The sequence below is a fragment of the Entomohabitans teleogrylli genome (genome assembly GCF_001484765.1).
In the GTDB taxonomy this organism is placed as follows: domain Bacteria; phylum Pseudomonadota; class Gammaproteobacteria; order Enterobacterales; family Enterobacteriaceae; genus Entomohabitans; species Entomohabitans teleogrylli.
This window is the reverse complement of the sequence record NZ_KQ947376.1, coordinates 540,780-563,432: the sequence shown is the minus strand read 5'-3', so window position 1 is coordinate 563,432 and position 22,653 is coordinate 540,780. Positions and strand designations below refer to the sequence as shown.

Annotated in this window: 19 protein-coding genes and 1 pseudogene; 9 read left to right on the top strand and 11 right to left on the bottom strand. The window is 56.5% G+C overall.

Annotation, left to right across the window (positions count from 1 at the left end; translation table 11 throughout):
- Positions 1-69: 69 nt before the first annotated feature.
- Together AQ981_RS02600 and AQ981_RS02595 are read right to left on the bottom strand one after the other, a co-directional pair.
- On the bottom strand, positions 70-1,131 hold the full coding sequence (locus AQ981_RS02600) for an alkene reductase (protein WP_058910179.1): 1,062 nt from the start codon (positions 1,129-1,131) through the stop codon (positions 70-72).
- Between the two features lie 148 nt (positions 1,132-1,279).
- Positions 1,280-2,203 carry a LysR substrate-binding domain-containing protein gene (locus AQ981_RS02595; RefSeq protein WP_058910178.1) on the bottom strand — a complete coding sequence of 308 codons (924 nt, stop codon included), beginning with the start codon at positions 2,201-2,203 and terminating at the stop codon, positions 1,280-1,282.
- A gap of 270 nt (positions 2,204-2,473) precedes the next feature.
- Between AQ981_RS02595 and AQ981_RS02590 the strand changes: the two genes are divergently transcribed.
- A complete protein-coding gene (locus tag AQ981_RS02590) occupies positions 2,474-3,742 on the top strand; it encodes a 2-oxoadipate dioxygenase/decarboxylase family protein (protein ID WP_058910177.1) in 1,269 nt (422 codons plus the stop codon).
- A 42-nt stretch (positions 3,743-3,784) separates the two neighbouring features.
- Entirely contained in the window at positions 3,785-5,296 is a 1,512-nt protein-coding gene (locus tag AQ981_RS02585) for a carboxylesterase/lipase family protein (RefSeq protein WP_058910176.1), read from the top strand.
- Here the strand turns inward: AQ981_RS02585 and AQ981_RS02580 are convergent.
- Positions 5,283-6,236: a DMT family transporter gene (locus AQ981_RS02580; RefSeq protein WP_058910175.1), complete on the bottom strand. Its 954-nt coding sequence runs from the start codon at positions 6,234-6,236 to the stop codon at positions 5,283-5,285. The two genes, AQ981_RS02585 and AQ981_RS02580, sit on opposite strands and share 14 nt — an antisense overlap.
- Positions 6,237-6,337: 101 nt before the next feature.
- Here AQ981_RS02580 and AQ981_RS02575 point away from each other — a divergent pair, with 101 nt between their 5' ends.
- The 4 genes from AQ981_RS02575 to rimL all read left to right on the top strand — a co-directional run bounded on the left by AQ981_RS02575 (position 6,338) and on the right by rimL (position 11,058).
- Positions 6,338-7,171 (top strand): AraC family transcriptional regulator, encoded by an 834-nt coding sequence (locus tag AQ981_RS02575; RefSeq protein WP_058910174.1) that lies wholly within the window; start codon positions 6,338-6,340, stop codon positions 7,169-7,171.
- A 144-nt stretch (positions 7,172-7,315) separates the two neighbouring features.
- Entirely contained in the window at positions 7,316-8,971 is a 1,656-nt protein-coding gene (locus AQ981_RS02570; protein ID WP_058910173.1) for a glucan biosynthesis protein D, read from the top strand.
- Positions 8,972-9,147: 176 nt separating this feature from the next.
- Positions 9,148-10,431: a citrate synthase gene (locus AQ981_RS02565; protein ID WP_058910172.1), complete on the top strand. Its 1,284-nt coding sequence runs from the start codon at positions 9,148-9,150 to the stop codon at positions 10,429-10,431.
- 72 nt (positions 10,432-10,503) lie between these two features.
- Positions 10,504-11,058, top strand: a complete 555-nt coding sequence (rimL, locus tag AQ981_RS02560) for a 50S ribosomal protein L7/L12-serine acetyltransferase (RefSeq protein ID WP_058910171.1) — start codon at positions 10,504-10,506, stop codon at positions 11,056-11,058.
- On the opposite strand, the gene ydcK is transcribed toward rimL, so the two are convergent.
- On the bottom strand, positions 11,055-12,035 hold the full coding sequence (gene ydcK / locus AQ981_RS02555) for a YdcK family protein (protein WP_058910170.1): 981 nt from the start codon (positions 12,033-12,035) through the stop codon (positions 11,055-11,057). The genes rimL and ydcK overlap by 4 nt on opposite strands.
- A 187-nt stretch (positions 12,036-12,222) precedes the next feature.
- On the opposite strand from ydcK, the gene tehB reads away from it, so the two are divergent.
- Together tehB and AQ981_RS02545 are read left to right on the top strand one after the other, a co-directional pair.
- A complete protein-coding gene (gene tehB / locus AQ981_RS02550; protein ID WP_058910169.1) occupies positions 12,223-12,816 on the top strand; it encodes a tellurite resistance methyltransferase TehB in 594 nt (197 codons plus the stop codon).
- Positions 12,817-13,100: 284 nt separating this feature from the next.
- Positions 13,101-13,769, top strand: coding sequence for a DUF3313 domain-containing protein (locus AQ981_RS02545; protein ID WP_058910168.1), 669 nt, complete (start codon positions 13,101-13,103; stop codon positions 13,767-13,769).
- A 62-nt stretch (positions 13,770-13,831) separates the two neighbouring features.
- Here the strand turns inward: AQ981_RS02545 and AQ981_RS02540 are convergent, their stop codons facing one another.
- Positions 13,832-14,743 carry a DMT family transporter gene (locus tag AQ981_RS02540; protein WP_058910167.1) on the bottom strand — a complete coding sequence of 304 codons (912 nt, stop codon included), beginning with the start codon at positions 14,741-14,743 and terminating at the stop codon, positions 13,832-13,834.
- Positions 14,744-14,915: 172 nt separating this feature from the next.
- Between AQ981_RS02540 and AQ981_RS02535 the strand changes: the two are divergent.
- Positions 14,916-15,794 (top strand): annotated as a pseudogene (locus AQ981_RS02535) (helix-turn-helix domain-containing protein).
- Here the strand turns inward: AQ981_RS02535 and AQ981_RS02530 are convergent.
- From AQ981_RS02530 to AQ981_RS02505, 6 genes are all read right to left on the bottom strand, one after another.
- Entirely contained in the window at positions 15,768-16,934 is a 1,167-nt protein-coding gene (locus tag AQ981_RS02530; protein WP_058910166.1) for a benzoate/H(+) symporter BenE family transporter, read from the bottom strand. The pseudogene AQ981_RS02535 and the gene AQ981_RS02530 sit on opposite strands and share 27 nt — an antisense overlap.
- 466 nt (positions 16,935-17,400) lie before the next feature.
- Complete coding sequence (locus AQ981_RS02525; protein ID WP_058910165.1) at positions 17,401-18,663, bottom strand: PTS galactitol transporter subunit IIC; 1,263 nt, start codon at positions 18,661-18,663, stop codon at positions 17,401-17,403.
- Positions 18,664-18,752: 89 nt separating this feature from the next.
- Entirely contained in the window at positions 18,753-19,748 is a 996-nt protein-coding gene (locus AQ981_RS02520; protein ID WP_058910164.1) for a 2-hydroxyacid dehydrogenase, read from the bottom strand.
- A gap of 16 nt (positions 19,749-19,764) precedes the next feature.
- Positions 19,765-20,526 (bottom strand): SDR family NAD(P)-dependent oxidoreductase, encoded by a 762-nt coding sequence (locus AQ981_RS02515; protein ID WP_058910163.1) that lies wholly within the window; start codon positions 20,524-20,526, stop codon positions 19,765-19,767.
- Positions 20,527-20,537: 11 nt separating this feature from the next.
- A complete protein-coding gene (locus AQ981_RS02510; RefSeq protein WP_058910162.1) occupies positions 20,538-22,076 on the bottom strand; it encodes an FGGY-family carbohydrate kinase in 1,539 nt (512 codons plus the stop codon).
- A gap of 20 nt (positions 22,077-22,096) precedes the next feature.
- Positions 22,097-22,648, bottom strand: a complete 552-nt coding sequence (locus AQ981_RS02505) for a glycerol-3-phosphate responsive antiterminator (protein ID WP_058910161.1) — start codon at positions 22,646-22,648, stop codon at positions 22,097-22,099.
- Positions 22,649-22,653 lie beyond the last annotated feature (5 nt).

Sequence of the window (22,653 nt, the reverse complement as noted above, 5' to 3'; positions counted from 1 at the left end):
TCTTGCATGATCACTCGCTAATTTCGGTAAGCGCAGGGCGAACAATCACCGTTGTCGCCCTGCGCGACGTCAGGCCTTGTTCAGCGCCGGATAATCGGTATAGCCGCTGGCGCCGTCGCTGTAGATGGTGTCGCTGTTGAGTTCGTTATACGGCCCGTTCTGGCGCAGGCGCGCTACCAGATCCGGATTGGCGATATACAGTTTGCCAAAAGCCACCGCATCCGCCTCGCCGGATTCCAGCACCCGGCGGGCGCTTTCCGGCGTCAGCCCCTCATTGGCTATCCATGCGCCGCGGAAATACTGGCGCACCTGCGGCCCGATACGGTTCGGGAAATCAAGCGCCTCACGGGCAAAAATAAACGCCAGCCCGCGCTCATCAAGGGCTTTGACCACGTAGCTGAACATGGCCAGCGGATCGGAATCGTGCATCGAATAGGAGTTGGACATCAGGTTAAGATGCACGCCGATACGGTCGGCGGGCCAGACCTCCAGCAGCGCGTCGACGGTTTCCAGCAGGAAACGGGCGCGATTTTCAATGCTGCCGCCGTAACGATCGCTGCGGATGTTCGAGCCATCGTGGAGAAACTGATCAAACAGATAGCCGTTGGCGGCGTGTACTTCAATGCCGTCGAATCCCGCCTGTTGCGCGTGCTGCGCCGCGCGCCGGAAATCTTCGACAATCGCCGGGATCTCATCGGTTTCCAGAGCGCGCGGTACCTCATACGGGCGTCGCGGGTGGACTGTGGTCACGTGGCCTTCCGGAGCGATGGCGCTGGGGGCTACCGGCTGCTCGCCGTTGAGGAATATCGGGTCTGAGACGCGCCCTACATGCCACAACTGGCTAACAATCTTCCCGCCCGCCTGATGGACAGCGTCCACCACCTCTTTCCAGGCGGCAACCTGCTGCGGGGACCACAGGCCCGGCGTATTCGGATATCCCACCCCCTGAGCCGTCACGGAGGTCGCTTCGGTAAAGATAAGACCGGCGCTGGCGCGCTGCACATAGTACTCCAGGGTCAACGGACCGGGCGCCCGCTGATCGAAGGCGCGCATGCGCGTCAGGGGCGCCATAACAATACGGTTGGCCAGGGAAATTGCGCCTATGGATAACGGATCAAACAATGCTGGCATAGCGGTTCTCCGCAAATATTTTGGACGATGGCGGGCTGAAAACTGCGCAACCCGGGAAATAAGTAAAGACTGATCCTGGTCACAAACGCAAGCTGCCGCTAAGCACTTTTGGTTACAGATTAGCGCGATTAATGCAGACCGGCGTTGTTCAGCCGGGCAGCGCTTTACGTATTGCAGCAATCAGGGTCTGCGCGGCAGGCGATATGGGGGCGTCGACCCGGGTCAGAATGCCGATGGGTTCGCCGACGCCGGGGATTGCTACCGGCAGAGAGACCAGGCTGGCGGAGCGCAAATCTTCTTTTACGGCGCCGGAAGGCACGAACCACACATAGTCATATTCCAGCGTCAGTTGCCGGGACAGCGAAGCGGAAAGCGTCTCCACACAGCAGGGCGGTAGCTGGCAGCCCTGGCTATTGAGCAGCGCTTCGGCATTGTGACGCGGTGTGGTGCCCTTCGGCGATACGACGATCGGCCACTCCATTACCCGGCTTATCGTGACAGCGTCACTTAATAGCGGATGTTCGGGACGAACCACCAGCTTCAGGGATTCGAGAAACAGTAGTTCATAATTAAGTCCGGCCATCAGTTCCGGGTCAGACATACGGCCAATACCCAGATCGAGATCGCCGGATTTTAGCCCGGCCAGCAGCATTGGGTTGCTCATGGCGCCCACCTGGAGCGTCACGTCGGGCTGCTGTTTATGAAACTGACCGATCACCGCCGGAAGTACCCCAAGGGCGGCGGTGGGCAGCGCGCCGATACGCACCACATCGGCGGCTTCGCCATCCTTGCGGATTAGCGACTGCCCGGCGTGATTCAGGGCATCCAGCACTTTAACCGCGTGGGTCAGAAACTGTTCGCCCATCAGCGTGAGCTGCGCGCCCAGCCTTCCGCGTTCAAACAGGCGGGTGCCGGTTAATTGTTCCAGCTCGTTGAGCGTTTTCGATAGCGCTGGCTGGCTGAGGTTGAGGGTTTCCGCCGCTCGTCCCAGCGTCCCTTGTTGAGCGACGGCAACAAACGTATGCAAATGGCGCAAGCGAATGCGCTGACTGAACAGACCATTTTTTTCCATAGCTGATGTTAAAAACAGGTTATGTCCCGATACAAGCTAAGTTATTCAATTTTGATAACTTCATTACAAAATTGACTTAACATTATTATGTGATTTGTAACATCATAATCACATTTCCACCCTGTCTGTCCATACCCTGTTGTCACAGTGAGTACATAGCGCCTGCGGGCACACTATTGCCCGCAGTAGATCACAAAATATAAATTCTTTACCGCAGAGCCCGGCAGCATTACCTACTATTCCAGCAATATTCACTGGAGTTATACAAACATGGCGAACAACATCACCACCGATGAGATCCGCGAGGGGTTTTCGCAGGCTATTTCGACCATGTATCAGGACGAGGAGCCCGTCTTTACCACGCTGCAGGAACTGGTGGACGACGTTAATCTGGCGGTACTGGAAAACGATCAGCATTTGCACCAGCAACTGGTCAATGCCGATGCGCTGGCGCGACTGAAGGTTGAGCGCCACGCCACGGTGTGGGTGAGAAACGGTGATGAACTGGCCACCCTGCGGCGTATTTTCGCTGTGATGGGCATGTCTCCGGTCGGCTACTATGATCTTTGCGCCGGCGGCGAACCGGCCCACGCTACGCTGTTCCGGCCAGTGGAGGCGGCGGCGCTGGCGCACAATCCGCTGCGTGTCTGCGTTTGCCTGGCGTTTCCGGCAGCGATTGGTGATGAAAAGCTGCGCAAAAGAGTCAGCGGACTGTTGCGTCAGCGTGACGCTTTCACCTTACGCTGTCGCCAGTTACTGGATATTTATGATGAGCGCGGCGCGTTCAACGGCGCCCTGGCGGAAGAGTTTATACATGAAGTGCTGACGGTATTTCGCTGGCGGCCACAGGCGACGGCGGATGATACAGCGCTGCGGGCGCTGGCGGACGCCTATCCGCGGCTGGCGGCGGCCGCCTGTTTTCCCGGTTGCTATCTTCAGCGACTGGCGCTGCGTACGCTGGACATCGATCGCCTGCAGGCACAACTGGAGAAGTATGGCCTGTGCCCCCCGACGATCATCGCCGGCGCGCCGCGTCGCGAACAATTGCTGCTATTGCGCCAGGTGAGTTTTGCGGCGCAGTTTGCCGGCAAACTGCGCGATGGCGGCGTGGAGCAGCGCGGCATGGCGCTGACGCCTAAAGGCGCCGCGCTGTATACCACGCTGCTGGCGCAGGTGGCGCACAGTAAAGACAATCTGGCCCACCAGTTGCGCCTGCAGGCAGCGTTCGCGGATTTTCCGGATACCGAGGTATTGCTGCGTCGCCAGGGGCTGGCCTACTTTTGCTATCGCCTGACTCCGCAGGGGGAGAGCCATCGCGCTATGATTCGTCGTGGGGACGATCCGCAGGCGCTGATCGAACGCGGCTGGCTGAGTGCTCAACCGGTCATTTATGAGGATCTGCTGCCGCCTGACGCCAGCGCGGCGACCGATGAGGCACGCGCAGCGTTTGAGCAGGCGCTGGGCTGCCTGGTGCTGGATCCCTATGCGCTCTATCAGCAGGAAGAGGATCGCAGCAAACGGCGTTGCGGTCTGCTGTAAAAACGGTACTCTTCCGGGAAGTCTGTTGTCTGGAGTGTATACATGGAAAACCCCAATACCCCGCTGGTGCATCTGCCCCAGGGGGCACTGCTCGGTCTGGTGGAAGAGGATATGGCGGTCTGGCGCGGCATTCCTTATGCCGAGCCGCCAGTCGGCGAACTACGCTGGCGCGCCCCGCGACCACCGCGCCGCTGGTCCGGGGTAAGAGTCGCCGATCGGTTTTCGCCGGCCAGTTGGCAGAGCCGGGAATATTGCGAAGAGCTGGGGGGCGGCGATCCGGGGGTGTTCTCGGAAGATTGCCTGTATCTGAATATCTGGGCGCCGCGCAACGCGACACAACCGCTGCCGGTGATGGTGTGGATCCACGGCGGCGGCTACACCATTGGCGCTGGCGGTCTGCCGCCCTACGATGGTCGCGCGCTGGCGCAGCGCGGGGTGGTGGTGGTGACGCTGAACTATCGGCTCGGCCATCTGGGTTTTTTTGCCCATCCGGCGCTGGAAGGCGAGGATCCACTTGGCCCGACTCACAATTTTGCTCTGCTGGACCAGATAGCCGCGCTACAGTGGGTGAAAACGCATATCAGCCTGTTTGGCGGCGATCCCCACTGTATCACTGCTTTTGGCGAATCGGCCGGGGCGCGCAGTATTCTGGCGCTGATGGCTTCGCCGCTGGCCGGAAATCTGTTCCATAAAGCGATAGTCCAGAGCGCCTATACGCTGCCGGATGTCAGCCGCCCGTCGGCGCTGGCCAGCGGCGAAGCGCTGGGTCGTCACTTTGGGCTGGAGAATGCCACTGCGCAACAGCTACGCGCCTTGCCCGCTGATAGTTTCTGGTCGCTGGAGCCGCCGCACCGGACCGGGCCGGCGCCAGTCTGCGGTGATCGGGTGCTGCCGCTGCCGATGCTGGATACTTTTCTGGCGGGGCGCCAGCATCCACTGCCGGTGATGATTGGCAGCAACAGCGATGAAGCCAGCGTGATGGAGTATTTTGGCGTCGACCTGGCCCAGCAAATCCAGAAAATGCGCCGCGAACACCGCTTTGGACTGGGGCTGATTAAGCTGCTGTACCCCGGCGCCCGGGACGATATGGCGCTCGGACGCCTGGTGTGTCGCGATATGGCGTTTACCACGATGGGCTTTGTGGTCATGCAGGCGCAGCAGCGAGTGGGGCAGCCCTGCTGGCGCTACTGGTTTGATTATGTGGCGCAGGCGGAATGGCAGACTTACCCACACGGCGCCTGGCATGGCAATGAAGTGCCTTATGTGTTTGACAACCTGACCCGCACTTCGCCGACCTGCAATTATGTAAACGCGCAGGATCTGGCGTTTTCCGCCCAGGTGGCGGATTACTGGGTCTCTTTTGCCCGGCAGGCCGGTGGCGAACAGACGTTACCGGGCGGTCCGCTGGCGTGGCCGGCCTGCGATAAGCGCAGCGACTGGACGCTGCGCCTCGGCGTGGATAAAGCGGCGGGATTTCAACTGGAAAAGCGCTTTATGTGGCTGCGCATGCAACTGTTTAAACGAGTGATGAAGCATCATGTCAGTCTGGATTAACCGGGTTAACCAGCGCGCCGCGCCGCCGCTGGCGCCAGCGGGCGAGGGTGTTATAGCCGCTGACCACCACAATCCCCAGCAGGATCAGGCATGCGCCGCCGGCGAAACCGGGCTGTAGTTGTTCCCCAAGCAGCCAGACGCCGGCCAGTACCCCGAAGACCGGCGTCATAAAGGAGAGCACGCCAAGCTGAGAGGCAAGGTAGCGACGCAGCAGCATAAACCACACCAGATAACTGGCGAAAGCCACCACCAGGCTTTGAAACAGCAGGCTGCTGGTGCCTTTCCAGCCGGGTGCGAAATGGGTCTGTCCGGCCAGTAGCGCATAGAGCATCAACAGGACAAAGCCGGCGGCTAACTGGAAAAATAGCGTATGGGTGGCCGGGGCATTGCCCAGACCGGAACTGCGTACCACCACCGTTGTCGCGCCCCAGGCCATACCGGCCAGTAATCCGAGTAAATCGCCCGCCAGCGTGCTGCCGGTCGCCGCCGCGGCGTCGCTGTCGCCGGAAAGAAACGCCAGCGCGATACCGCCAAACGCCACACCGATGCCCAGCCACTGTATCAGGCTCAGGCGCTCTTCCGGCAGACGCCACTGCAAGCCAATGGCCGCGAACGCCGGCGCGGTATACAGAAAGACCGCCATATGCGAGGCGGAGGTCAGACGTAATCCCTCGGAGACAAACAGAAATTCCAGCGCGAACAGGGTGCCGGCCAGTACCCCGGCCCGCCAGTAATGGCGCGACAGGGCCAGCGGTTGCCGACGCCAGCGCATTACCAGCCAGACGGCGACAGCAGCGATACCGGAGCGCAGCGCGACCTGTAACACCGGGGCGACCTCGCTGGCGGCCCCTTTGATGGCGACCTGTTGAATCCCCCAGATAACGCACAGCAGCGTCATAATGCCGGCCGCTTTACCATCCAGCGCTTTGTGTAATGACATGACCACAACTCATTGAGAAAAAGAATGTTGCTCAGTATGACATTGTCGTAATTGCAGCATATAGTGCAAAACAGACATCCGATCCTCTGTTCCGGAAACCCATGACCACTGCCCATCAGCCGTTGTATCAACTGTTTATTCCGCCTTTTCAGGATGCGCTGCCGGCGCCGTCGTGGTTTCGGGTAGCGCGTATGCCGGCCTGGGCCGCTTACCCGCAGCACGCCCATCCATGGGGCGAATTTGTCTATTCCTGGAGCGGGGCGATGGAGGTGAAGCTACACGGGCGCTTTCTGATGGCGCCGTCCCACCATGGGATCTGGCTGCCGCCCGGTGTTGAGCATCAGGGGATTAATCGCCATGAGTCCTGGCACTGCTCTTTTTACCTGGCGCCGGAGTTATGCGCGGAGATGCCGTCCCATTGTTGTACTCTGGCGCTGAATCCGTTGACCACCGCGCTGCTGGACCATCTGCGCGATCATGTCCACGGCGCCGGCGACACCCCGGAGGCGCAACGGCTGCTGACAGTGCTGTGGGATCAGTTACGGACAGCGCCGCGGACGGATAACTTTCTGCCGTTCAGCGACGATCCGCTGCTGGGGCCGGTTCTGCTGCGCCTGGAAGCGGCTCCCGAGGATGAAAGCACGCTCGGGCAACTGGCGGCGTGGCGCGGCGTTACGGCGCGTACCCTGAACCGCCACTGCCGGCAGCGGCTGGGGATGTCGCTCAGCGTCTGGCGCCAGCGGCTGCGGGTGGTGCGGGCGTTGCAGATGCTGGAAACCGGCCGAACGGTGGAGAGTGTGGCGCTGGAACTGGGTTACAGCAGTTCGTCAGCCTTCATCGCCATGTTCCGGCGTCACACAGGCGTCACCCCGGAGAAAAGCCGCCAGCCGGCGCCATCGCGGCGGCCAGTTTACGCGTTCTCCGCTGGCCGGTGATTAATTGGTGCCGGTGGGTGGAAAGAGATTGGATTCAACGACATTTTTGCATACAGTGAGCGGCTCAACTGACGACATTATTCTGCTACTGCCTGGCCGCTGGCGAGGCGACTGACATCGACACAATAGGACGATTTTTTCGGTATGAACCGCAGACGTTTTATTAAAGCCTCTATGGCTCTTGCCGCAGCCTGCGGCACTCCCACCCTCGCGACATTGTTCTCCCGCACAGCCTGGGCACAGGACGCGGCAATTGCCGATGGTCGTACTACGGCGTTCGATTTTTCCGCCCTGCAGAGTATGGCGCGGGATCTGGCGAAAAAGCCCTGGGGCGGCGCTCCGCGGCCGCTGCCGGACACACTGGCGAAGCTCACCCCGCAGGCGTATAACAGCATTCAATATGATGCCGGTCACTCGCTGTGGAATAATATTGAAAATCGTCAGTTCGATGTACAGTTTTTCCATGTCGGGATGGGATTTCGCCGCCGGGTGCGGATGTTTTCTGTCGATCCGCAAACCCATCAGGCCCGGGAAATTCATTTTCGCCCCGAATTATTCAATTACAACGATGCCGGCGTGGATACCCGGCAACTGGAAGGGCAATCGGACCTCGGTTTCGCCGGATTTAAGGCGTTTAAAGCCCCGGAACTGGCGCGCCGCGATGTGGTCTCGTTCCTCGGCGCCAGCTATTTCCGCGCCGTGGACAATACCTGGCAGTACGGCCTTTCCGCCCGCGGGCTGGCGGTAGATACCTATGCCGACGGTCTGGAAGAGTTCCCGGACTTTACCGCTTTCTGGTTTGAAACCCCGCAGGCCGACGACACCACCTTTGTGGTCTACGCGCTGCTGGACAGCGCCAGCGTGGCGGGAGCCTATAAGTTCGTTATTCATTGCGAAGAGACCCGGGTGGTGATGGATGTCGAGAACCACCTGTTTGCCCGCAAAGATATCCAGCAGCTCGGGGTGGCGCCAATGACCAGTATGTTCAGTTGCGGCACCAACGAGCGGCGGATGTGCGACACCATTCATCCGCAAATCCATGACTCCGACCGGCTGGCGATGTGGCGCGGCAACGGCGAGTGGGTTTGCCGTCCGCTGAATAATCCCCAGCGCTTGCAGTTCAATGCTTTTACCGATAACAACCCGAAAGGTTTTGGTCTGCTGCAGCTCGATCACGATTTCAACAGCTACCAGGATGTGATGGGCTGGTATAACAAACGCCCGAGCCTGTGGGTGGAACCGCGTAACCAGTGGGGCAAAGGGACTATCGGCCTGATGGAGATCCCGACTACCGGCGAGACTCTCGACAATATTGTCTGCTTCTGGCAGCCGGAGAAACCGGTGAAAGCAGGCGATACGCTGAACTTTGCCTACCGCCTGTACTGGAGTTCGCTACCGCCAGTGCAATCGCCGCTGGCCCGGGTATACGCCACCCGCACCGGGATGGGCAGTTTCCCGGAAGGCTGGGCGCCAGGCGAGCACTTCCCGGACAAATGGTCGCGGCGCTTTGCCATTGATTTTGTCGGCGGCGATCTGAAGGCCGCGGCGCCGAAAGGCATTGAGCCGGTGATTACCCTTTCCAGCGGCGAAGCGAAGCAGATTGAAATTCTCTACGTCGAACCTTTCGACGGCTATCGTATTCTGTTTGACTGGTATCCCACCTCGGACGCTACCGAGGCGGTGGAAATGCGTATGTTCCTGCGCTGTCAGGGGGAAGCCATCAGCGAAACCTGGCTATATCAGTATTTCCCGCCGGCGCCGGACCAGCGCCGCTATGTTGACGATCGCCAGATGCGTTAACCACTCAGCGCCTCCCGCGTTTTTGGCGGGAGGCAATGTGCCGTTTCATCCCATCATTCCGCGCCGGATATTATTCAGAATCAAAGCATCGCGCTGTTCTCATCGTTATGGTGAATGTTTGCCTGACCGGGCGGCCGGTACGGCGATGATTTATCCTGCAGACGAAAAGGACGAATATGGCAAACCAACAGGCAACACTTACCCTTGAGGGACAGCATCTGAATCTGGATGTGGTTGACGCGACGCTGGGACGCAAGGGACTGGATCTGCGCCCGCTGGCGCAGGCGGAGCTGACCGGGTTCGATCCCTGTTTCCGCAATACTGCCGGCTGTCAGTCAGCCATCAGCTACATTGATACCCAAAAAAGTATTCTGCTGCATCGTGGATTTCCGGTCGATCAACTGGCCAGCCAGTGTGACTTTCTGGAGGTCAGTTACATCTTACTCAACGGTGACGCGCCTGATGAGCAAGAGTACCAGGAGTACCGCAATGCCATCACCCGGCACACGATGATTCACGAACAGATGGTCAGAATGTGTAGCGGTTTTCGTCGCGATTCCCACCCGATGGCGCTGATGTGCGCGCTGGTGGGGGCGCTGGCCGCGTTCTATCACGATGTGCTGGATGTGGACAACCCGGAACACCGCAAACTGGCGGAGATTCGCCTGCTGTCGAAAATGCCGTCGCTGGCGGCGATGAGTTACAAGTATTCGATTGAGCAGCCGGCTAACTACCCGCGCAATAATCTGTCCTATGCCGGTAATTTCCTGCATATGCTGTTTGCCATCAACGCCGAGCCGTATCAGGTCAATCCGGTACTGGAAAGAGCCATGGACCAGATCCTGATCCTCCATGCCGACCACGGCCAGTGCGCTTCGACCCATACCGTACGGGCCGCTGGTTCTTCCGGCGCCAACCCGTTCGCCTGCATTGCCGCGGGGCTGGCGTCGCTGTGGGGGCCGCAGCACGGCGGCGCTAACGAAACCTGTATGCGTATGCTTGAAGAGATTCAGACGGTGGATCAAATCCCGGCGTTTCTTAACCGTTCACGCGCCAATCCACAGCTGTTCCACCGCCTTGGCTTCGGGAATTCCCGCTACGAACGCTTTGATCCGCGGGCGGCGATTTTGCGCGAAACCTGTCATGCGGTGCTCAATGAACTGGGCTCGAACGATTCGCTCTTCCAGGTGGCGATGGCGCTGGAAGACGCCGCGCTGCACACCCCATACTTTATCGATAATGGCCTGTACCCGAGCGTTGATTTCTATACATCGGTGATCCTCAAGGCGATGGGGCTGCCTTCCACCATGTTTACCGCCGTGACGGCGGTGGGGCGGACGCTCGGCTGGATAGCCCACTGGAATGAGATGCACAGCGAACCGCTGGAGGTTATCCGTCCGCGCCAGATTTATACCGGACGCGGGCCGCGCAACTATGTATCCCGGCGCGACAAAGGCTGAGAGACGTCCGGGCGTGGCATGCGCGGCAGGCGCGTGCTACGCTGAGGCTCTGCTTATCGCTAAGGAACCACCATGCTGGACGTGTCCGACTGGCCGGATGACATCATTACCATCGACAGCACGCTGGCGCTGCATTCGGCCCATGAGCGATTCAGCGCTGAACTGTATGCGCTGGTGCGCAAAAATCAGGCGTGGCTCCAGCAGGCGATGGACTGGCCGCGGTATGTGACCGGCGAGGAGAGCTCCCGCACCACGCTGCGCGCCAATTACCAGTTGCATCACCGGGGTTACACCCGGATGTATTTGATTCTGTTGCAGGGGCGGATTGTCGGCGTTTTCTCCTTTAACCTGATTGAGCCAACCAACAAAGCGGCGTATATCGGCTACTGGCTGGACAGGGATCATCAGGGACAGGGGATCATTTCACGGGCGCTACAGGCCGTTATGGCAACTTTCAGCGCCGCCGGTACGCTGCGGCGCTTTGTGATTCGCTGTATTGTCAGCAACGAAGCCAGTAACCAGGTCGCCCTGCGCAATGGTTTTACCCTTGAGGGGCGCCTGAAAGAGGCGGAATATCTTAACGGACAGTTCCACGATCAAAATATTTACGGGCGGATTGTCGGTTAATAAACGCCGTAGTAGGGGGTGCGGGTGATGTGCTGAACACCGGCGATGGTCTTGTTGCCGAAAATATGTACCCGATCATCCGTAAATCCCTCGATACGCGCGCTGTCGGTTACCTGAACATGATCTTCAATCAGCACATTGCCAGTGATGCGCGCGCTGGCGCCAATCACCACATGATTATCCAGCAGGATCGGCCCTCCGAGCAGGACCGCGTTCTGGCAGACCCGTACCCGGTGTTTCAGCAGGCAATCGCCCTGGATCACCGCGTTATCGCACACTTCGGAACTGTAGCGCAGGGTGGGGATCTGCGCCTCGCCGCGGCCGGCGATGAGCCGGGCATGGCCGTATACCCGGGCGCAGTCGCACACCCAGACATTACTGATGTCATTGCCTTCCAGGATCGCCTGACCATAAATCGCCGCCCGATGCTCAATAAAGGCGTAATTGACAATGGCATTGCCGTAGATCTGGCTCTGATGGGCAACAGTGGACCGGGCTACCGTCGCGTTATCGTAAATCTGCAGTATTTGTCTGTCGTCAGCGGTCATCCCGCGGGCCGCGAGGATCTGGCTGCCGTTAAGAATGCGCGCCGAACCGCCGATACGACACTCGCCGTTGATCAGCGCGTCCCTGACGCTGGCCATGTCGCTGATTTGTGCGCCATGGCTGACGGTGCTGTTTTCCACCCTGGCGTGATGTTCGACTAACGCCCGGTGGCTGATGACGCAGGGACCGGATACCAGCGCGTCCCCCTGAATACGCGCCGCGGCGAAAACCACGCTGTTCTGGTCGCTAATCCAGCAACTGCCCTGCTGGCTGAGGTTATCTTCACTTTCGACCCAACCGCCGGCGCTACCGGCGCGCACCGCGCCAATATTACGCAGTGCGATAATCTGGCGCAGAGTGACATCGTGAGCGACGCCCTGCTCAGTGTAGCGATAGCGACGGGTGGTGTTACTGAGCTGGTATTTCAACATGATCAATCTCCGCTGGCCCTCTGATCAAACGTAGCAGGTTTCCGCTGCGCCGGGAGAGGCTGGTATCCGGGAGATGAATTGTTTAAAATGCATTTAAAATACATTTTATTTTTTCAACAGCGTGGATGGTTGACTGCGCGCCCCTGGACGCTGCGCTACCAACACCGCAATCTGATAAGGAAATGTCATGACGGTCCGTGATGAAAATTATTTTACTGAGAAATATGGCCTGACAAAAACCCATTCAGAAGTGCTGAATGCGGCAACGCTGGTCGCGCCGGGGAAAGCTCTCGATCTTGGCTGCGGCAATGGGCGTAACAGCTTATACCTTGCGGCACGCGGCTTTGAGGTCCAGGCCTGGGATCGTAACCCGATGAGTATTGATAATCTGACCCGTATCGCCCGTGAAGAACAACTGGATAACCTACATACCGCGCAGCTCGATCTGAATACTCTGACCTTTGATGGCGAATATGACTTTATCCTCTCCACGGTGGTGATGATGTTCCTTGAACCCCAGACCATTCCGGGGCTTATCGCCAATATGCAACGCTGCACCCGGCCCGGCGGCTATAACCTGATTGTCGCGGCGATGGATACGGATGATTTCCCCTGTCATGTAGGATTCCCGTTTGCCTTTCAGGCCGGTGAACTGAGCCGTTACTATGCCGGTTGGCAACAGGTCAAATACAATGAAAACCCGGGCGAATTGCATAAAACCGATGAGGCGGGAAACCGCATCCGGCTGCGTTTTGCTACGCTGCTGGCCCGTAAGCCGTAAGCGGCGCAGGTCTGATGGCTGGCGGTGAAGATTTTGTCGGCGTGAAAGCCCGGGCGGATGTCCCGGGCAAAGGCGCCAGCGGCGCGCCAGGGCCGGCAGAAAGAGAGAATTAATAATTTTCCCTGCAAATGTTAAATGATTGAAACATTTTCAAAACAAATCATTGTTTTTGAAATAAGCTTCTGATGCTAACCTGCTGTCATAAAATACCTTTTTGTCCTGCGCGTTGTTAAATTGTTTGCTACAATTTTTCGGATATTTCTATCATTACAGGGATCAACACAATGGGTATTTCCACGGTTATTAAAGTGACTGCGCTGGCGGCGACGCTGGTGCTGGCAGGGTGTTCTTCTTCGGTGACTAAGCCTGAAAAATTTTCCGGCTTCCTGAAAAACTATTCCGGATTACAGGAAACGAAATCCGCGACCGGTAAACCGGTATTGCGCTGGATTGACCCGAATTTTGATATTAAAAATTATGACAGCCTGGTCTATAACCCGGTGGTCTACTATCCGGTTCCCAAACCCAATACTCAGATCGGCCAGGACGCTCTGGATGGTATTCGCAACTACACCAATACTAAGCTGAAGGCCGCTGCCGCGCAGCGTTTGCCGCTGGTCAGCGCCCCGGGGCCGCGCAGTTTGATTTTCCGCGGGGCGATTACCGGCGTGGACAGCAGCAAAGAGGGGTTGCAGTTCTATGAAGTGATCCCGGTCGCCATGGTAGTGGCGGGGACTCAGGCCCTGACCGGGCACCGTTCAATGGATACCAGCCTCTATTTTGAGGGCGAGTTGATTGACGCTACCACCAATAAACCGGTGCTGAAAGTGGTGCGCAAAGGGGAAGGGAAAACCCTGAGCAACGAGAACACGCCGTTGACCCTGAACGATCTTAAACAGGTGGTTGACGATATGGCGACCGACGCCACGATGTTTAACACTGAGCAACGCTGATAAACCCTCATTCCGGCAGTTCAGAGGAGACCAGAAAAGGGCGTTTTTTCTGGTCTCTTTGTTTATACCGCGCGTTTTGCTGCGCTCCCGGTAGTTCGCCGGGGCGGCAGGCGCAGGAACATGATCAGATTCCCCCCCAGAATGAGCGCCAGTCCGGGTATGGCATTCAGATGCCAGATATAACCTTCATACAGGGTGGAGATCGCCAGCGCCACCAGTGGGAACAGCAGCGTACTGTATGCTGCCTGACTGGCGCCGATGCGCCCTACCAGTGAAAAATAGGCTCCGAAGGCAATGACCGAGCCAAATACCGCCAGATAAAATAGCGATCCCAGGTAGCGGACGCTGAATTCCACGATAAAGCTGTCGCCGCGCGCCAGCGCGAATGCGCCCATGATCAGCGCGCCGTAGCCCATCGCCCAGGTATTAGTGGTGAGGGTTTCCAGACCGCGACGCTGATGGTGGGCGCTGATGATATTCCCCAGCGAGAATCCATATGTGCCTAACGCGCTTAATCCGATACCGGCCAATAGCGTCGGGGCCAGTTGCGTGGCCCGCAGATCGTGCCAGAACAGGGTGATCACCCCCGCGATACCCAGCGCCGCCGCCAGCCAGAAACGGGCCAGCGGGCGCTGGCGGAAGAACAGGAAGCTATTGATGGCGTTAAACAGCACCGCCATCGAAAAGATCACCGATTCCAGCCCGCTACTGATCCAGGCCGCCGCAGTGTAAAAACAGTAAAAATTGCCGCTAAAGACGCAGCAGCCCTGTGCCAGGCAGAACAGATGGTCGCGCATGGATAGCGGTCGCAGGCGTTTTAGCGCCGTGGTGATGGCCAGCATCAGCAGGGCGGCGACGGCAAAACGCCAGAAAATAGAAACCGCGATCGCGACGCTACTCTGTTGCTGCAATACAATCGCAATCCAGGTGGTGCCCCAGATAATCACCACCAGGCCATAAAGAAACACGTTCATTGTTCATCCATTCTGTATTGGGTCCAGTGACTGTTGTACGCCTGATGCGGCAATCCGGTTTGCGTGGATTTGTCGGGTACTTGCAAATTCTTGCGCTTTTTTGCCCGGGGTAGTGGTAAGCGGGCGCGGCTCTTTTTAGACTGAGAACCTGAAGCAGGAGATGGGCAGAGCGATGGCGTTTATTTATCGTGCAGTGGAAAATCTGAAAAACCATAATGCGCTGTTGCACGATACTGTGGCGTTGGATAGCGGCGTGCAGCTCGCCGCATGGTCGAATAAGTACGATAAGGTGACTTAGTATTACGACCATCACACCCTCAGTTTGTATGTGGCGGACGGTTATGAGAGCTACCATAAGACCCCCGGCGGTTGGCAAAACGGCGGCGGGCCGGATCGTTTTTGCCTGATGCCGAAAGAGAGCGAGTCGTGCTGGGAGATTCGCGGCGACCTGTCATTTGTCCATTTCTATTGTACCGATGTTCATCTGCGGGAAATCGGCGAGCGCATCTGGGATCGCAGTCCCGCCAGCTTTACCCTGCAGGAGACGACCTTTGGCGATGATGTGCGGATCGCCAGTCTGTATCGCCATTTTTTGCTGGGGTGTGACTGGCAGCAGCAGGCCAACCATCTGGCGCTAAGTAGCGCCTCCACGCTGCTGATGACGCATCTTATTCAGCATTACAGCAATGTTCAGTGGCGCCTCCCGACGGTGAAAGGGGGGCTGGCGCCGGCGGTGACACGCAATATTGTGGCGTGGATCGAAGCCAATCTGGATAAACCGCTGACGCTGGCGGAGATGGCGCGCGAAGCAGCGCTCAGCGAGTTTCACTTCGCGCGTATGTTCCGCCAGTCAATAAATATGGCGCCGCATCAGTACGTGATGCAGCGGCGGATGGCAAAAGCACAGCAGTTGCTGTGCCATAGCGATCTGTCACTCACTGATATTGCGCTGGCCTGCGGCTTTAGTTCGTTAAGCCACTTCAGCAACCGCTTTAAAAGCATCACCGGCATGGCGCCTTCGCGGTTACGCCCGGGGCCGCCGGGAAAGTAGCGCGTAGCATAATCCTCCGGCGATCAGCCCCCAGAAAGCGGCACCGACATTGAGCAGCGTAATACCAGACGCGGTCACCAGGAAGGTGACGATGGCCGCATCGCGCTGATTTTCCTGCGCCAGCGCCTGATGGAGGCTGCCGCTAATGGTGCCCAGCAGAGCGAGACCGGCGAGGGTGTGGATAAACGCCGCTGGCAGCGCCGCCAGCAGGGAAGTCACCGATCCGCCCATCACCCCCGCCAACAGATAAAACACGCCGGCCGCGGCCGCCGCCAGCCAGCGGCGGGTGGGATCCTCATGGGCATCCGGGCTCTGGCAGATAGCCGCGGTAATGGCCGCGATGCAGATGGAGAATACGCCAAACGGCGCCAGCAACAGCGTCAGCAGCCCGGTCGCGATCATTAGCGCCGAAACCGGCGGGTGATAGCCGGCAGCGCTCATGGTCGCCACGCCAGGGGCATTCTGGGAGGCCATAGTGACCAGGAAGAACGGTACACCGATACCCAGCAGTGATGACAGGGCAAACTGTGGCGCGCTGAATTGCGGCCAGACTATGGGTGACTGCCCGACGCCAGGGTGGAAATCGCCAGTGGCCAGACACACCGCCAGCCCGGCGATCAGGGTGGCGACAATCGCATAGCGCGCAAACCACTTTCTGGCGATCAGCCAGGCGCTGAACATGATTATCGTGAGGGTAAAGTGACCCTGTAACCCGTTAAACGCCTCCAGGCCGAAGCGTAACAGAATACCCGCCAGCATCGCCGCCGCCAGTGAATGGGGAATGACGCGCATCAGGCGCGCAAAAATGCCGGTCACGCCGCACAACAATATTAGCGCTGCGGAAAAGATAAAGATGCCGACCGCTTCAGCCAATGAATGGCCCGCCAGACTGGTAGCCAGCAGCGCGGCGCCAGGGGTTGACCAGGCGGTCAGTACCGGCGCTTTATACCACCACGACAGCCCCAGGGAACTGATCCCCATGCCAATTCCCAGCATCGTGAACCAGCCGGCAATTTGCTGGGTAGTTGCGCCTGCCGCCGCCGCGGCCTGCCAGATGATAGCCGCAGAACTGGCATAGCCCACCAGTACGGCAACAAAGCCGGAGGCGATGGTGGGAAAAGGGAGGGAAAAGCGCGACATGAAGACCTCTGTGCGTTATAGCGTACAGGGAATCTAGCATCGTCCGTTATAACGCACAATGTGAATTTATTTTCCGTCGCTCGGGAGGCAATACCCGGGAAGGATATGGGAAGATGAATTCGTTCTCCAGCCGATTGTGTTTCCGGGATGATCCGCAAGCCTGTGTGAGACGTATTAGGGGCGGTAGCGATGGTTTTTTCTTATACCGGAAACACTCTGTTTCTGAAAGATGACAGAATTTCACTGTCTGATACGGGGGCGGCTTATCTGCCGGGATTGGCGAAATAGGAAGATGACCGGTCTTACTGAAGACGAACTGGCGAAAATCCGCCATTAATCACCTTTTTTCTCCACTCCGGGCCTGCCTTAAACCGGCGCTTAGCCATGTAGACTGGCGCAGTACAGGGGGCGATTTCAGAGGGTAGGTGCTAAATTACCCTCTGTGTTTGGCAAAGGGTTTTTTTGGTTAAGGTGCGGAGCTGAAAAACTCGCCGAACTTGACGGCCAGCCAACCAACCGGGGTGGTGGCGCCGCCGACAATATTGGTTATTTCGGACATCCCCTCCGGTACCGGGATGTTGGAATTGACCGCTGCCTGAGTGTATTCCCGTGAAATATCCGTTCCGACGTACAATATACAGGTCACAATCAGGGTGCCGGTAATGAACATCCGGAACATGTTGCGCTTACAGAATGGCGTCACCATTGCCAGCAGAAACATCAGTGAAGCCAGATCGACAAAAGGCAGTACCCGATTGCCGGGTAAGATAATTGACAGCACAATCGCCATCGGAATCAACAGTAGCCCTGTAGCCAGCACTGAAGGTTCACCGATCAGTAGCGCCGTATCCATACCAATATAAAAATCGCGTCCGGGGAATTTAGCCTTTAGCCTGGCTTCTGCAGCATCGCGGACGATTAACAAGCCCTGCACGAGGATCTCAATCATTTTTGGCAGGAGCAGCATAGCGGCTGAGACTTTAATCGCCAGAGAAACGGCGCCTGAAATATCGTAACCGGCGAGGAATGCCAGTAGCAGCCCCAGCACAAAACCCAACGTTAATGGTTCGCCAAAGACGCCGAATTTTTTATTGATGCTTTCCGGGTCGAAATTAATTTTATTGATTAGCGGGATTTTATCAATAATGTAATTACAGACAATGCCGAACGGCACGTAAGTTATACAGGTAAGATGGGGGAAAGAGATCCCCTGCAGATTATAGTTTTTTTGCAGGTAAGGCGCGGTTAAATCCGCGGCCAGTAGAGTCAAAATAAATATCCCGAAGGTGATCCCCACGGACAGCCAGTAATTCCCGGTGCTGGCATACACAACCGATCCCATAATCAGGAATATCCAGTAGTTGAAAATATCGATATTCACGGTTTTGGTTAATTTAAGTAGCAGCATGGCAAGGTTGATGACAATAAATCCGACAACCACCGGCAGCATCAGCGGCGATCCCCAGCCGATGGTTGAGGCGGTAGGCCAGCCGGTATCCACCACAGTCAGGTGCAGGCCGATACGCTCCACCATGGCCTGTGATGCCGGCCCAAGGTTGGTTAAGAGCAAACCAATCACCAGTCCGACCCCTTCAAAACCGATACCGACCAGCATCCCGGCTTTAAATGCTGTGCCAATTTTCACCCTAAAACAAAGTGCGATAATAAAGAATATTACTGGCATCATCACTGATGCCCCCAGACTAATAATGCTGTTGATAATATCCATAATGATTCCTTAAAAGGCGGGCGAATTGGGCACGAGCGACCCCGTACCCAATGGGCCGTATAAAAACCTTTAATAGTGCTTTTTAATATTTAACTGAGTTTCTTCAATAAGATCTCAGAAAATAGTTTTGGTGAATTGCTGAATGCGTCAATAGTACTTCCGGCAATATGCGGCGTAATGGTGACGTTATCCAGCGTATAAAAAGCGCTGTCATCAGGTAACGGTTCGTCATCAAAGGTATCTAATGCCGCCCCCATAATTTCTCCGGTTTTCAGGGCTGCAATCAGATCGCCTTCATTGATCAATCCCGAGCGCGCCGTGTTGACAATAATGGCGCTGTTTTTCATCAGTGCGAAATGGCGCGCATTGATCAGGTTCTCCGTCTCCGGCGTCAGGCGGGCATGCAGCGATACCACATCGGCGCGTTGTACCAGCTCATCCAGTGAATCGACTTTTTCATAGCGATCGTGACCCTCCACGTACTTATCGTAAAAGAGAATTTCGCTGCCAAAGCCGCTGAGAAAACCGGCAACCAGTTGGGCGATGTGTCCCAGACCAATCAGACCCACGACTTTGCCGCCCAGTTCAGGGATCGCCTGATGGTTCGGACTATCCCTGCGCCAGATCTTGTCCCGCAGCGCATCGTGAGAGCGGGCGATATTACGCATTTCCGCCAGGATCATCCCAACGGTAAACTCGGCAACGCTGCGGGCATTGCGCCCTGGCGTATTCATCACCTCAATACCGCGCGCCTTCGCCACCTGCTGATTAACGTTTTCCACACCGCCGCGCAGTACGCCTACATATTTCAATTTCGTCAGTTTATCGAATACCGCGGCGTTAACTGGCGCAAACTGGGTGATGAGGATGTCAACGTCCTCTGCACCAGAGAGGAGGGCGTCGGGTAACGTTACGGCTTCCGCGCCTTCCTGCTCAATCCGCAGATTATCCTCCTGTAATTTTTCAATCGATTCGTGTGACCATTCGCGTACTTCAACCTCGATCCCTTTATCCCTGAGCGCCTTCAGACCTGCATCCATCATTGCGGCATTGATAAAAAGATCGGCAATCGCCAGACATTTCATAGTGATTCTCCATAGATTAACGCATCAACATACCGCCGGTGACATCCAGAGTGGCTCCCGTCATATAGCTGGCTTTGGGAGAAACCATGAAGACTCCGATGTCGGCAATTTCCTGAGGCTGGGCTACCCGGCCCACCGGAATACGGCTGACGTAGTAGTCAGGATTCTGTTCAATGTTTTTACGGATCATCGCGGTATCCATAATCCCGACGGCGATGTTATTCACATTGATGTTCTGCTTTGCCACTTCCCGCGCCAGCGAAATAGAGAAAGCGACCAGGCCCGCTTTGCTGGCGGCATAATGCGCATGTCCGGTGGTGGAACCGTGGAAAGCCGCCTGCGAGGTGATATTTAATATGCTTCCCGCCTGAGCGTGCTGCAGACAATGATTCACAAACAGCTGACTGAGATGAAAGACCGCTTTCAGGTTGACATTCATCACCGTATCCCAGTCCTGCTGGGTGATGTCGGTAACGTAGCCACTCAGCCAGATCCCGGCGTTATTGACCAGAATGTCGGCTTTACCCAATTGCGCGATACAGGTCGCAAACAGATTTTCACGGCTCTGTTCATCGCAAAGATCGGTTTTTACCGCGATGATTTTGACATTCGTGGTGGACTTCACCATATCAACCAGTTGCTGCGGGTTTTCTTCTTCACGCATAAATGTAAAACAGATATTGACCCCTTCCTGCGCCAGCGACAGAACAAACGCTTTGCCCAGTCCGGTGGCGCCGCCGGTTACGATGGCAGTACGGTTTTGCAAATTCAGATCCATTCTTTCCTCACTTAATGTGCGATGTAGTTGCTGCAGCTTTTCCACGGCGACTGCATTTCAGATAACAGGTTTTTATAGAGGCGGTATTTGTCCTGATACACCTTGTGGTTATCCGGATTTGGCGACACCGTGCGTGAGACATGCACCATCTCATTGGAAGCGGCAAAAATGTCGTCAAACCAGCCGATCATGACCGCGGCGGTCATCGCTGTGCCCAGCGTGCCGTGCTCTTTCACGTCAACAATCTCCAGCGTCGACTGGAAGATATCGGCAAATACCTGTAGCCAGACTGGCGAATTAGTCACCCCTCCGGCAATACGGATGGTGCGGCTCAAATTCGGGTTGATGTTGCGCAGGCGCTCAGTGTGATAAAGGTGGCTGAAGGCCACGCCTTCATAAATCGCCCGCAGAAAATGCGCTTTTTTATGGAAACTGTTTACGCCAATAAATCCCGCCGACGCATCGGGGATGGTATTTGAGCCGAAGACGAACGGGAAAAACAGCAGGTGGCTTTCATCAGGCGTGGTAGAGGAGACCAGTATATTGCACAGCTCATACACCGATGAACCTTTTGCGGCGGCGGTGTCCCGATCGCTCTCCATAAAGTTGTTGATGAACCACTCCAGGTTACTGGCAGAGGTCGGACTGGCTTCGGTGATCAGCCACTTACCCTCAATGGGATAGATGGAGGTCATAAACAGATCTTTGTCGATAACCGGATGATCGGTGACGTATTCGTTGATGCTCCAGGTCCCGGTGATGATCGCCAGTTTGTCGAGGCTGTTGATCCCTGAGGCGACGGATGATGCCGAAATATCAAACACCCCGCCAGACACCGGTGTTCCGGCCTGAAGCCCGGTAAGACGCGCCACGTCTTCGCTGATTTTGCCGCAGCAGTCTGTGGAACGCTTAATGGGCGGCAATTTGTCACGCAGATCGGCAAGCCCCCACCAGGCCAGTAGTGGGGCGTCGTAATCGCGATCGCGCACATTGATCAGGTTAGTCCCTGAGATATCAGTCAGCTCAAGGAAGGCCTCTCCGGTCAGGTAAAAGCGGATCAGGTCTTTCACCATAAAAATGTAGCGCGCTTTGGCAAGCGTGGCGGGTTCATTGTCCTTCAGCCAGGCCAGCAGAGCGACAGGCTGTCCGGCCCAGATGGATTGCATAGTTTTCGGCAGAATGTCGGACAGGAACGTCGGCTCGCGATACCACTTCTCGACGTAAGCTTTTGCCCGGCTGTCCGTTGATATAATCCCGTTGCGTACCGGATTGCCTTCTTCATCAACCAGATACAACCCGTTACCATGGCCCGTTACGGCAATCCCTTTAATCTGGCTGGCGTCGATCCCTGACTGATCGATCGCTTTTTTGATCACCTCAATGTTGGCTGCCCACAACTCATTGATGTCGCGCTCGGTGTGGTATTCCCTGGGGGTGAGCATCCGCGTGGATTTAGAGGCGATGGCGATGACTTTACCGTCACGATCGTAGATTGCCGCTTTGGTGACGGTTCCGCCATTGTCGATCCCCATTACGAATTCATCTTTCATTACCGTGGACTCCTTATTTGTCACCATAATCCGGGTTCGCTGGTGGTGATACCTTTGAAACCGGCATGGAATATTTTTTCTACAAGGTATTTCCGCTTAACAAAACCTCCGGCGATGAATATCACATCAAAGCCTTTTAAATTCCGGCTAATCAATTCCAGACACTGGCAGGCATATTCAGCAGGTAAGATTTCTATTGCGTCCGGTGGGTTATGTTTAACAATATCGATTGACTGATCCAGTGAACGGGAATCGATAAGTAATACCCGAAAAATAGTCAACAATCCCTCTTTTTTGGCATAGCGTAGGGCCGAGAGATTGGAAGAAATAACACCATCAACCTTGTAATAGCTTTTCAGTAAATTGATACCGGCCTGATCGGGCTTAAACCCGCCGAGTAATTCCAGATGGACCAGTACTTTCTTGCCGCTTTGGTGGCATTTACCAATCAGCGATTGTAGGTTGCCGATATTAGCTTCGGACAAAAGTACATACTCTGACGGGCAGGATAATGCCTGCTGAAAGTTTTTATATTTTCTGACTGAAGGAATGATGGTGTTATTTAAAAACATAGTAA